10 protein-coding genes are annotated in these 11,378 nt (G+C 70.5%); 1 reads left to right on the top strand and 9 read right to left on the bottom strand.

What is annotated here, in order from left to right; genetic code table 11:
- Positions 1–552: 552 nt before the first annotated feature.
- From proC to ABTZ94_RS32385, 5 genes are all read right to left on the bottom strand, one after another.
- Positions 553–1,362: a pyrroline-5-carboxylate reductase gene (gene proC, locus ABTZ94_RS32405; protein WP_351206190.1), complete on the bottom strand. Its 810-nt coding sequence runs from the start codon at positions 1,360–1,362 to the stop codon at positions 553–555.
- A gap of 92 nt (positions 1,363–1,454) precedes the next feature.
- Positions 1,455–2,234: an ABC transporter permease gene (locus tag ABTZ94_RS32400; RefSeq protein WP_351206188.1), complete on the bottom strand. Its 780-nt coding sequence runs from the start codon at positions 2,232–2,234 to the stop codon at positions 1,455–1,457.
- A complete protein-coding gene (locus ABTZ94_RS32395) occupies positions 2,231–2,998 on the bottom strand; it encodes an ABC transporter ATP-binding protein (RefSeq protein WP_351206186.1) in 768 nt (255 codons plus the stop codon). The genes ABTZ94_RS32400 and ABTZ94_RS32395 overlap by 4 nt, the downstream gene beginning before the upstream one ends.
- Before the next feature lie 235 nt (positions 2,999–3,233).
- Positions 3,234–3,773 carry an MFS transporter gene (locus ABTZ94_RS32390; protein WP_351206185.1) on the bottom strand — a complete coding sequence of 180 codons (540 nt, stop codon included), beginning with the start codon at positions 3,771–3,773 and terminating at the stop codon, positions 3,234–3,236.
- A 78-nt stretch (positions 3,774–3,851) separates the two neighbouring features.
- Entirely contained in the window at positions 3,852–4,184 is a 333-nt protein-coding gene (locus ABTZ94_RS32385) for an SH3 domain-containing protein (protein ID WP_351206183.1), read from the bottom strand.
- Between the two features lie 123 nt (positions 4,185–4,307).
- On the opposite strand from ABTZ94_RS32385, the gene ABTZ94_RS32380 reads away from it, so the two are divergent.
- Entirely contained in the window at positions 4,308–6,524 is a 2,217-nt protein-coding gene (locus ABTZ94_RS32380) for a protein kinase domain-containing protein (RefSeq protein WP_351206182.1), read from the top strand.
- 31 nt (positions 6,525–6,555) lie between these two features.
- On the opposite strand, the gene ilvD is transcribed toward ABTZ94_RS32380, so the two are convergent.
- The 4 genes from ilvD to ABTZ94_RS32360 form a co-directional block, all read right to left on the bottom strand.
- Positions 6,556–8,406 (bottom strand): dihydroxy-acid dehydratase, encoded by a 1,851-nt coding sequence (gene ilvD, locus ABTZ94_RS32375; protein ID WP_351206180.1) that lies wholly within the window; start codon positions 8,404–8,406, stop codon positions 6,556–6,558.
- A gap of 258 nt (positions 8,407–8,664) precedes the next feature.
- The gene (locus ABTZ94_RS32370) at positions 8,665–9,309 is read right to left on the bottom strand and encodes a TetR/AcrR family transcriptional regulator (RefSeq protein ID WP_351206178.1); all 645 of its coding nucleotides are present in this window, start codon (positions 9,307–9,309) and stop codon (positions 8,665–8,667) included.
- The gene (locus ABTZ94_RS32365) at positions 9,306–10,133 is read right to left on the bottom strand and encodes a sugar phosphate isomerase/epimerase family protein (protein WP_351206177.1); all 828 of its coding nucleotides are present in this window, start codon (positions 10,131–10,133) and stop codon (positions 9,306–9,308) included. Before ABTZ94_RS32365 ends, ABTZ94_RS32370 begins: the two co-directional genes overlap by 4 nt.
- Before the next feature lie 108 nt (positions 10,134–10,241).
- Positions 10,242–11,183, bottom strand: coding sequence for a Ppx/GppA family phosphatase (locus tag ABTZ94_RS32360; RefSeq protein ID WP_351206175.1), 942 nt, complete (start codon positions 11,181–11,183; stop codon positions 10,242–10,244).
- Positions 11,184–11,378 lie beyond the last annotated feature (195 nt).

Below are 11,378 nucleotides of genomic sequence, written 5' to 3'. Positions count from 1 at the left end.
TCACCCTCTCGGGCTTTCCTCCGGGCTTTTCCCTTCGGTCTTGCGTTTCCGACTCTATCAGACTCTTTCGTGTCCGATTCCCGGTCGAAGCGGGGTTGCTTTCCAGTTCTTCGCTTTCGCGTTTCCCTTTCCGGCGAGTCCGACTCTATCAGATCCTTTCGGGCCTGATTCCCAGTCAGCGGGGTTTGTCTTCCCGGCTGTTGGGCCGTTCCGACGAGTGAGACTTTAGCGAATCCAAGCCCCCGACGCTAATCGGGGTCGCGCTCCTTCGAACGCGGATTCCTCATTTCGCAAATGTGCACAGAAAGTCGAGCGACAGATGTCGCCGACCAGATGTGGTTACTGCGGAATGGCTGTCCGGGGACCGACCGGAGTCGGCGCTCACGTCGGACAACTCGGAGAACATTACGGATGTGGGCGTGTCGTGTCAACCTCGGGCCGGCCCGGGTTCTGGTGGAAGGCCGGGCGGCAGTCGCGGGCGCTGGTGGAGAGGTGGGTGTGTTCGCGAAGGTGGTGCGCGGTGCGGAGCTGATCGAGGCCGCCGGGTAGCCGTCAGCCGTTGCCGGAGGCGAGTTCCCGGCTGCGGTCGCGGGCTGCTTCGAGGGCGGCGATGAGGGCAGCTCGTACGCCGTGGTTCTCCAGCTCGCGAATGGCGCTGATGGTGGTGCCGGCCGGGCTGGTGACGGCTTCACGGAGCTTGACCGGGTGTTCTCCGCTGTCGCGGAGCATCACGGCGGCGCCGATGGCGGCCTGGACGATCAGATCATGGGCCTGGGCGCGGGGCAGGCCGAGCAGGATGCCCGCGTCGGTCATCGCCTCGACGAGGAAGTAGAAGTACGCGGGGCCCGAGCCCGAGAGAGCGGTTGCCGCGTCCTGCTGCGACTCGGGGACGCGCAGGGTCTTGCCGACGCCACCGAAGATCGCCTCGGCGGTGGCGAGGTGTTCGGTGGTGGCGTGGCTGCCCGCGGAGATGACGGACATGCCCTCGTCGACGAGGACGGGGGTGTTCGGCATGACGCGTACGACCGGGGTGTTCGCGGTGAGGCGGTCCTCGATGAAGGCGGTCGTGATGCCTGCGGCGGCGCTGATGACCAGGCGGTCGGCGGTGACGTGCTCGGCGAGCTCGTCGAGGAGCCGTCCCATGTCCTGGGGCTTGACCGCGAGGATGAGGATGTCGGCGCGCTTGGCGGCCTCGGCGTTGGTGACGGAATCGACGCCGTAGCGGCTGTGGAGTTCCTCGGCACGCTCGGAGCGGCGGGTGGTGACCAGCAGGTTCGCCGGACGCCAGCCTGCCCGGATCATGCCGCTGAGCAGGGCCTCGCCGATCTTTCCGGTGCCGAGGACTGCAACTGTCTGGGTCATGCGGTTCACCCTCCGGGCGGTGCTCGCGGTTCTCGGTGCGTCGTGCTGACGGTTCTCGGTACTCGTGTCCGTCATCCTCGCACCGGGACCGGTCAGGCGGTACGTCGACGGAGCGTGGCCGCGCCGAGGGTGAGGACGAGCAGGGCGCAGCCGGCGACGACCAGGACGTCGCGGATGAAGTCGCCGGTGATGTCGGTGTGGCGGAGGACCTCGTTCATGCCGTCGACCGCGTACGACATGGGCAGGACGTTCGAGATCGCTTCGAGGACGGGCGCCATCCGGTCGCGTGCGATGAACAGTCCGCAGAGCAGGAGCTGCGGGAAGATCACGGCCGGCATGAACTGGACGGCCTGGAATTCGGATGCGGCGAAGGCGGAGACGAAGAGGCCCAGTGCCGTGCCGAGCAGGGCGTCGAGCAGGGCGACCAGGAGCAGCAGCCACGGGGAGCCGGTGACGTCCAGGCCGAGTGCCCAGACCGAGAGTGCGGTGGCCAGGAGGGACTGGACGATCGCGACGGCGCCGAAGGCCAGGGCGTAGCCGCCGATCAGGTCGCCCTTGCCGAGCGGCATGGCGAGGAGGCGTTCGAGGGTGCCCGAGGTGCGTTCGCGCAGGGTGGCGATCGAGGTCACCAGGAACATCGTGATCAGCGGGAAGATGCCGAGGAGCGAGGCGCCGATGGCGTCGAAGGTGCGGGGGCTGCCGTCGAACATGTACCGGAGCAGCGTGATCATCACGACCGGGATCAGGAGGAGCAGCGCGACGGTGCGTGGGTCGTGGGTGAGCTGGCGCAGGACGCGGGCGGCGGTGGCGAGTGTGCGGGCGGGGCTCAGGGGTGGTGCGGCCGGGTGGGGCTGCGGGTGCTGGGTGCTCATCGGGCGGTCTCCTGACGGGTGGCGGCTTCGTCGACCAGGTGGAGGAATGCCTCTTCGACGGTGGCGGCGCGGGCAGCGGTGCGCAGTGCCTCGGGGGTGTCGTCGGCGAGGATCTCGCCCTCGCGCATCAGGAGCAGCCGGTGGCAGCGCTCGGCCTCGTCCATGACGTGGGAGGAGACGAGGAGTGTGGTGCCGCGGTCGGCGGCGAGGGTGTGGAAGAGGTTCCACAGATCTCGGCGGAGTACCGGGTCCAGGCCGACGGTCGGTTCGTCGAGGACCAGGAGTTCGGGGGTGCCGAGCAGGGCCGCCGCGAGGGAGACACGGGTGAGCTGGCCGCCGGAGAGGGTGCCGGCGAGGGCGTCGGCGTGGCTGGTCAGGTCGACCTCGGCGATCGCTTGGGTGACGGCGGTCCGGCGTGCGTCGCGGTGTCTGCGACCCGGCTGGAGGATCGCCGCGAAGTAGTCGAGGTTCTGCCGGACCGTCAGGTCGGTGTAGACGGACGGGGCCTGGGTGACGTACCCGATGCGCGGACGGAGGGTGGGGTGTCCGGCGGGGCTGCCGAGCACGTCGAGGGTGCCGGTGACCTTGGCCTGGGTGCCCACGACGGCACGCATCAGGGTGGTTTTGCCGCAGCCGGAAGGGCCCAGGAGGCCGGTGATCCTGCCGGGTTCGACGGTGAAGTCGAGGCCGCGGAGGACGGTGCGGTTGCCTCGTACGACGGTGAGGCCACGGGCCTCGATGGCGGGGCCCGAAGAATTCATCATGCGGTGAATTTTTGTCCTGGCGTGTCCTTTCGTCAAGAGGCCTGGTGATGGGGTGTGGGTGGCAGGGGATGGGGGTCGGCTACGGACGGATCGCCACGCTCAGGTCGGCCTGCGGCCGCGCGGTCGAAAGAGAGGGCACGGGGCGGGGGTGGGATCGGAGGGTGGCATGGGGTCGTCGTGACCCGCGCGGAGGGCCGGTGCCGAGAGTGCGGGGTCGACTGGTGCTCGTGGGGCGCTACGTGCGCTTGGGGCGCTTGCCCTTGGTGGTCTTGCGGGCGGCCGGGTTTCCGGTGCGGGCCGAGCGGCGCTTCGCGTAGCGGGCCAGGGCCGTCTCGTACTCCGCGCGGCGCAGTTGCTCGCCCGGTGCCTCCTTGAACGTACGGAGGAAGTACGCGATCAGCGAGCCGACGAAGCCGATGGTCTTGAGACCGCGCAGATTGGCCTCGCGCGCCGGATCGGCCGGGCGGCGGCTGAACCCTTCCCACGTCTTGCGGAAAGCGATGGCGCTGCAGATGGCGAACATCAGGACGACCAGGATGCCGACGACGCTGCCGACGTCGGCGATCTCCAGTCCCTGGAAGGCGAAGCGGAGTACGAAGCAGGCGGCGACCGCGGCCGCGAGGGAGCCGACCGTCGCCCCGACGCGCCGCAGCCCGTAGCCCCCGTCGTGGTCGACCCAGGTCGTACCGAAGAAGAGCAGGGGCTCGGGCTGCGGGCCGGGCGCAGTGCTGCCGGGCGTGGTGCCGGGGCCGGGGGCTTCGCTGTTCTCGCTCACGAGGTCGATTATCCCCGGGCGGTCACGGCCCCGGTCGCCGTCCCCGTCGTCCCGGTTGCCCTCCCGTCGCGGTCCCCGTCAGTCGCAGCGTGGAGCGATGTAGCCGTCACTGCCGGTGTGCACGTAGGCGTCCGCCACGAACTGGCCGTTGGCGATGTTGTCCCAGAGGTTCGAGGTGCCGTACGGGCCGGTGACCCGCTCCCCCGGCTTCTGGCAGTAGACCGGAACCTTCATTCCGTACGGAAGCGTCCTGACGATGCCGTACTGGGTGCCCGGCCCCGTGCGGACGTTGACGCGGTAGCCCGGTGCGATGGGGTACCTGGTGACGTCGTCGGTGCCGGCGAGCGCGGTCACGTCCTCGGCCGCTTCGGTGGTGCCGGTGGTGATGTCGGTGTGCTCTTCCATGGCCATGAGGCCCTCCCCCGTTGAGAGACGGTGTGTACGACGCGCAGGTTACAAGCCCCACCCGTATCGCACGCACCATCGACTAGGCTCCGTGCGTCGCGCTTGCGGACGAACACACGGGGGTGGGCGATGCCGCCGCTGCGAGGTACCGGGGCCAGTCCCGAAGCGGAGCATCCGGACTACGCCGGTCATTACCGCCTTGAGGCATGTCTCGGCGCGGGCGGCATGGGTGTCGTGCATCTGGCACGCTCCACCTCGGGGCTGCAGCTCGCCGTCAAGGTGGTGCACCGGCACTACTCCGCAGACCCTGAGTTCAGGGCACGTTTCCGGCAGGAGGTCGGGGCGGCGAGGCGGGTCAGCGGGGCCTTCACGGCACCGGTCGTCGATGCCGATCCGGACGCCGCACGGCCGTGGATGGCCACCCTGTACGTGCCCGGTCCCACGCTCTCCGACCAGGTGAAGCGGAACGGGCCGATGGCTCCCGCCGAACTGCGCAGGCTGACGGCGGGGCTTGCCGAGGCGCTGCGCGACATCCATCGGGCCGGAGTGATCCACCGCGACCTCAAGCCGAGCAATGTGCTGCTCTCCGACTCCGGGCCCAAGGTCATCGACTTCGGGATCTCACGGCCGTACGACAGCGATCTGCGCACCGAGACGGGCAAGCTGATCGGATCGCCGCCGTACATGGCGCCCGAGCAGTTCCAGCGGCCTCGTGACGTCGGGCCCGCCGCGGACGTGTTCGCCCTGGGGGCCGTACTCGTCCATGCGGCGACCGGCCGCGGGCCCTTCGACTCCGACAGCCCGTACATCGTGGCCTACCAGGTGGTGCACGACGAGGCCGATCTGACGGGGGTGCCGACCGATCTGGCACCGCTGATCGGGCAGTGCCTGGCGAAGGAACCCGCGGAGCGGCCCACTCCGGACGACATCATGGCGGCGCTGCACCCTCCTTCGTACGACGCCGCCGCGTTCATACCGTCGCAACGGCGGCCGAGTGCCGTCGAAGCCCCGGCGGTTTCGGAGCCGGGGCCGGAGACCGCGACGGGGGCGGATGCGGATGCGGACACGCATGTAGGCACGGGCGCGGCGGCGCGGGGCAGGAAGGCGACCGCGAGCGGTGGCGGCAAGCGGCGGTGGCCGGCAGCCGCTGCGGCGCTGCTCGTCATGGGTACCGGTGGGGTGTGGGCGACCGGTGTGGTGGGCGGGTCGGGAGGCCCCGGTGAGTCGGGGGAGTCCGGCGGCACGAAGGGTTCGGCGGCATTCGCGCCGTGGCGGACGCCGCTTGCGAACTCGGGCAGCTCCACGCCGGTCTGTTCCTCGGCGGGCGGGGCCGGCGAGGAAGCGTCCGGCCCGTCCGCGGCGCTGTACTGCGCGGCCGCCGGCACCGGTGCTGCCCGGTTGGACCCCGCGGACGGCCGGGTGCTGTGGTCCCGTCGCGCCACCGCCGGGGACACCCCGTCGGTCGTCGTGGTGTCGGCCTCCGGCGGTCTGGTGCATACGGCGGTGCCGGGCGGGAAGCTCCGGGCGTACGACCCCGTCAAGGGTGAGCAGGTCTGGGACGCGGATCTCTCCCCGTACCTCGGCACCCCCTTCGCCGCGGGTGACACGCTGCTGCTGGTCAGTGAGGACGGCACGACCGAAGCGCTCGACTCCGCGACCGGTGTGTCCCTCTGGCGGCATCCGCTCACCGGGCACCAGCGGCCGGACTACGCGCTGTACGACGAAGGATCGGGGCTGGTCTACGCATTCGAGCACTCGGCCTACGGGTCCACCACGCTGGTCACTGCCGTCGATGCGGCAACGGGGCACACGGCGTGGCAGCGGCGGCTGGACGGAATGCTCACCCCGGTGGGGACCTCGGACAATGCGCTCGTCCTGACGTCCATGAACGGGGACGCCCAGACCGTCGGGCTCGTCCGCTACGACCCGGAGCGGGGGCGCGCCGCACGGGTGGCGCTGCCGTTCCGGATGAACGAACCGGAGGTCGTGGTGGGCGGGGACACCGCCTATCTGCTGGCGCACGGCGGGACCCTGGTCGCCGTCGACACGCGCCCGGCCGACGGCGGAGCTGTTCGCTGGCAGCTGGAGACCGCTGCCGGGCGGACGTCGGCGCCCGTTCTCGCCACCGGGAACCGGCTGTACTTCTCGGCGGCGGACGGGCGGCTGCTCGCCGTGGACACCGAGCGCGGAACACTGCTGGGCCAGACGAGCCCTCGGCTCCGGGACGGGAAACTCACGTACGCCTCGGAGCTGCCCGCCCCTGCCACCGCCGGCCGGACCGTCTTCGCTACCGCGCCCGACGGGTCCGTGTTCGCCGTCGACGGACAGGACCCCGCTCACTGGTGAGAGCGGGGTCCGTCTTCGTTCTCGGGCCGGTTCAGCCGAGCTTGGACACGTCCCGCACCGCGCCCCGGTCCGCGCTCGTCGCCATCGCCGCGTACGCACGCAGCGCCGCGCTGACCTTGCGGTCGCGGTCCTTCGGCGCGTACACGCCGTTCAGCGCCTCGCGGCGGGTGGTCAGCTCGGCCTCGGGGACGAGGAGCTCGATCGAGCGGTTGGGGATGTCGATCCTGATCCGGTCGCCGTCCTCGACCAGCGCGATCGCGCCGCCCGATGCGGCCTCCGGCGATGCGTGGCCGATGGACAGGCCCGACGTACCGCCGGAGAAGCGGCCGTCGGTCACCAGGGCGCAGCTCTTGCCGAGGCCCCGGCCCTTGAGGAAGGACGTGGGGTAGAGCATCTCCTGCATGCCTGGGCCGCCGCGCGGGCCCTCGTAACGGATGACGACGACGTCGCCCTCCTTGATCTCCTTGCGGAGGATCTTGTCGACGGCCTCCTCCTGCGACTCGCAGACGACCGCCGGGCCCTCGAAGGTCCAGATCGACTCGTCGACTCCCGCCGTCTTCACGACGCAGCCGTCCACGGCGAGGTTCCCCTTGAGGACCGCGAGGCCGCCGTCCTTGGAGTACGCGTGCGCCAGGTCGCGGATGCAGCCGCCGGCCGCGTCCAGGTCAAGGGTCTCCCAGCGTTCGGACTGGGAGAAGGCGGTCGCGGAACGGACGCATCCGGGGGCCGCGTGCCACAGCTCGACGGCCTCGGGGGACGGGGAACCGCCGCGGATGTCCCAGTTCTTCAGCCACTCGGCGAGGGAGTCGGAGTGGACCGAGTGCACGTCCTCGTTGAGCAGGCCGCCGCGGTGCAGCTCGCCGAGGATGGCGGGGATGCCGCCGGCCCGGTGCACGTCCTCCATGTAGTACGTGCCGCCGGGGGCCACGTTGGGCGCGACCTTCGACAGGCACGGGACGCGGCGCGAGACCTCGTTGATGTCGTCGAGGTCGTAGGCCAGCTCGGCCTCCTGAGCGGCGGCGAGCAGGTGCAGGATCGTGTTGGTGGAGCCACCCATGGCGATGTCCAGCGCCATGGCGTTGTCGAACGCGGCGCGGGTGCCGATGGAGCGCGGCAGGACCGTCGCGTCGTCCTGCTCGTAATAGCGCTTGGTGATCTCGACGACCGTACGGCCGGCCTCCTCGTACAGCGCCTTGCGGGCGGTGTGCGTGGCGAGGACCGAGCCGTTGCCCGGGAGGGAGAGGCCGAGGACCTCGGTCAGGCAGTTCATCGAGTTGGCGGTGAACATGCCGGAACAGCTGCCGCAGGTGGGACAGGCGTTCTCCTCGATACGGAGAATGTCCTCGTCCGAGACGTTCTCGTTGACCGCGTCGGTGATCGCGTTGATCAGGTCGAGCTTGCGGACCGTACCGTCGACGAGGGTGGCCTTGCCGGCCTCCATCGGGCCGCCGGAGACGAAGACCGTCGGGATGTTGAGGCGCATCGCCGCCATCAGCATGCCGGGCGTGATCTTGTCGCAGTTGGAGATGCAGATCAGCGCGTCCGCGCAGTGTGCCTCGACCATGTACTCGACGGAGTCCGCGATCAGGTCGCGGGAGGGGAGGCTGTACAGCATCCCGGCGTGGCCCATCGCGATGCCGTCGTCGACGGCGATGGTGTTGAACTCGCGCGGCACGGCGCCTGCGGCCTTGATGGCGTCGGAGACGATCCGGCCGACCGGGGCCAGGTGGGTGTGGCCGGGAACGAACTCGGTGAAGGAGTTGGCGACCGCGATGATCGGCTTGCCGATGTCCTCGCTCGCTACGCCCGAGGCCCGCATAAGGGCGCGGGCACCCGCCATGTTGCGGCCATGGGTGACAGTGCGGGACCTCAGCTGGGGCATCGTCTCTCGCTCCTTCGACAGAAAAGACTGTTTCCGAGCCTACGCCTCCAGCTCCAAGATCTGGACACGGTGTCCGGTATGCGGGATGGAATGCTCGGTGACTGGGCAGTGCGCGTGGGGTGGTGGGAGTGAGGGTGGGGCCAGTGCGCGGGGCCTTCCCCCACGGAACAGCCCGAAACCGGGGCTCTGCCCCGGACCCCGCTTGAGGGGCTGGGGGTGGCCGACGAGGCCGGGCGTGGCGCCCGGGGCCGGAATTGGTTACTCCGCTTCCGTCAAGTAGCGCTGCAGCGTCGGTGCCACCATCTCGATGATCTTCTCCGGGGGCGCCGAAGCCAGTGGTTCCGCCTGGATGACGTAGCGCAGCATCGCGATCCCGAGCATGTGCGAGGCAGCCAGTTCCGCGCGGAACGTCGCATCCGGTACGTCCAGTGCCTCCGCGACGCGTTCCAGGAGGCGGCGCAGGACGAAGCCACGGAGGACCTTCGCCGCTGCCTCGTGCGTCAGTGCGGACCGCATGATCGCCAGCAGGGGTGCCCTGGACGCCGGGTTCTCCCACACGGCGATGAAGTAGCGGGCCAGCCGCTCCCCCAGGCCGTCCGTGCCACTGCCGAGGATGGCAGGGATCACCAGGGCCGGTTCGAAGGAGAGCTCGATGGCGGCCGCGAAGACCTCGTCCTTCGTACCGAAGTAGTGGTGGACGAGGGCGGAGTCGACGCCTGCCGCCTTGGCGATGCCCCGGATCGACGTCTTGTCGTAGCCGCGCTCCGCGAATTCGGCGCGGGCCGCCTCCAGGATGCGGGTGCGGGCGTCGGGGCCGGTGGTCTCGGCCGTACGGGAGGGGCGGCCGCGCCGCTTGGGGGCGGGACCGGTGGGATCAGCGGGATCGATGTGGCCGCCGGTCATGGGCGCGGCGCCTCGGCCGAGGACGACGCCAGGTGGAGCCGGGTGAAGGCCAGCGCCTCCGCCAGGTCGGCCTCGCGTTCGGCGGTGGACATGGCGCGGCGGGTATTGACCTCGATGACGACATGGCCGTCGAAGCCGGTACGGGCCAGGTGCTCCAGGAGTTCGGCGCAGGGCTGGTCGCCACGGCCGGGCACCAGGTGCTCGTCCTTGTTGGAGCCCTTGCCGTCGGCGAGATGGATGTGGGCGAGCCGGTCGCCCATCCGGTCGACCATCGCCATGCCGTCCGTGCGGGCCGTCGCGGCGTGCGAGAGGTCCACGGTGAAGTGGCGGTAGTCGTCGTTGGTGACGTCCCAGTCGGGGGCGTACGCAAGCATCTCGCGGTCCCGGTAGCGCCAGGGGTACATGTTCTCGACGGCGAACCGCACATCGGTCTCGTCCGCCATGCGCCAGATCCCGGTGACGAAGTCGCGCGCGTAGTTGCGCTGCCAACGGAACGGCGGGTGGACGACGACGGTCGTCGCCCCGAGCTTCTCCGCGGCGGCACGGGCCCGCTGGAGCTTCACCCACGGATCGGTGGACCAGACGCGCTGCGTGATCAGCAGACAGGGCGCGTGGACCGCCAAGATCGGCACCCGGTGATAGTCCGAGAGCCGCCGCAGCGCCTCGATGTCCTGGCTGACGGGATCGGTCCACACCATGACCTCGACACCGTCGTAACCAAGACGCGCGGCGATCTCGAAGGCCGTCGACGTCGACTCCGGGTAGACGGAAGCCGTCGACAGGGCGACCTTCGCATCCGGGATGCGCACCACTGGTTCTGCCACTGGGACAGCGTACGGGCAGTGTGACGCGGCGCCGAAGGACCCGGGCGGAAAGTGAGGTGGGCCATGGCGGGCTTCCGGCCGCCTTGGCGGTGCTCGGCGCGGCGCGGCCTACCCCGTCGGCTCCGTCGGCATGTGGTCCAGACGGCGCAGGATGACGCCCTCGCGCAGCGCCCAGGGGCAGATCTCCAGCTCCTCGACCCCGAACAGGTCCATGGCCCCCTCCGCGACCAGCGCCCCGGCCAGCAACTGCGCGGCCCGGCCCTCGGAGACCCCGGGCAGGGTGCCGCGCCGCTCGACCGTCATCGCGGCCAGCTTCGGCACCCACTCCTCCAGCGCCTTGCGGGTGAGGGTGCGCTGCACGTACAGGCCGTCGGCGGAGCGTGCGGCACCCGCGATCCTGGCGAGCTGCTTGAAGGTCTTGGAGGTGCCGACGACATGATCCGGACGCCCGAGGCGGGTGAATCCCCCGACGCTCCGGGCGATCCTGGCCCGTACATGGCGGCGCAGCGCCTTCACGTCCGCCGGGTCCGGCGGATCGCCCGGCAGCCACTCGGCGGTGAGCCGGCCGGCCCCGAGCGGCAGCGACACCGCAGCGTCCGGCTCCTCGTCCATGCCGTACGCGATCTCCAGCGAGCCGCCCCCGATGTCCAGGACCAGCAGCCGCCCCGCCGACCAGCCGAACCAGCGGCGCGCGGCGAGGAAGGTGAGCCGGGCCTCCTCCGCACCGCTGAGGACGCCGAGGTCGATGCCCGTCTCGTCCCGCACCCGGGCCAGCACCTGGTCGGCGTTGCTCGCCTCCCGTACCGCGGACGTGGCGAACGGCAGAACGTCCTCGCATCCCTTGTCCTCGGCGGCCTGGAGCGCGTCGGTGACCGTCGCCACGAGGCGGTCCACACCGTCGGGGCCGATCGCCCCGTCGTCGTCGAGAAGCTCGGCCAGGCGCAGCTCCGCCTTGTGCGAGTGCGCGGGCAGCGGGCGGGCACCGGGGTGCGCGTCCACCACCAGCAGATGCACTGTGTTCGAACCCACGTCGAGGACTCCGAGTCTCATACCCGGAACGCTACCGGGACCGTGGACTTGGACCGACCGGCACATGGGGGGTGCGACGCCCGCCCCTCCATGTGCAGGTCCGTCTTAGACCGACCGGCAAATGGGGGGCGGCGTCGCGGGGCTGGGCACGCGCATCTGCCGCGTTGTCGTCAATCACCAACGCTCCGCGTTGCCTCAATCCTCCGCCTTGCAGCT

It is taken from the genome of Streptomyces sp. NPDC002785 (assembly GCF_040295565.1).
GTDB lineage: Bacteria > Actinomycetota > Actinomycetes > Streptomycetales > Streptomycetaceae > Streptomyces.
The sequence above is the reverse complement of the archived record's forward strand: the minus strand, read 5'-3'. Positions and strand labels throughout refer to the sequence as shown.

What these genes read in the sequence shown, in the direction of transcription:
- proC (WP_351206190.1), bottom strand. Translation starts at nt 1,362, where the DNA reads ATGACCCAGACAGTTGCAGTCCTCGGCACCGGAAAGATCGGCGAGGCC.
- ABTZ94_RS32400 (WP_351206188.1), bottom strand. Translation starts at nt 2,234, where the DNA reads ATGAGCACCCAGCACCCGCAGCCCCACCCGGCCGCACCACCCCTGAGC.
- ABTZ94_RS32395 (WP_351206186.1), bottom strand. Translation starts at nt 2,998, where the DNA reads ATGATGAATTCTTCGGGCCCCGCCATCGAGGCCCGTGGCCTCACCGTC.
- ABTZ94_RS32385 (WP_351206183.1), bottom strand. Translation starts at nt 4,184, where the DNA reads ATGGCCATGGAAGAGCACACCGACATCACCACCGGCACCACCGAAGCG.
- ABTZ94_RS32380 (WP_351206182.1), top strand. Translation starts at nt 4,308, where the DNA reads ATGCCGCCGCTGCGAGGTACCGGGGCCAGTCCCGAAGCGGAGCATCCG.
- ilvD (WP_351206180.1), bottom strand. Translation starts at nt 8,406, where the DNA reads ATGCCCCAGCTGAGGTCCCGCACTGTCACCCATGGCCGCAACATGGCG.
- ABTZ94_RS32370 (WP_351206178.1), bottom strand. Translation starts at nt 9,309, where the DNA reads ATGACCGGCGGCCACATCGATCCCGCTGATCCCACCGGTCCCGCCCCC.
- ABTZ94_RS32360 (WP_351206175.1), bottom strand. Translation starts at nt 11,183, where the DNA reads ATGAGACTCGGAGTCCTCGACGTGGGTTCGAACACAGTGCATCTGCTG.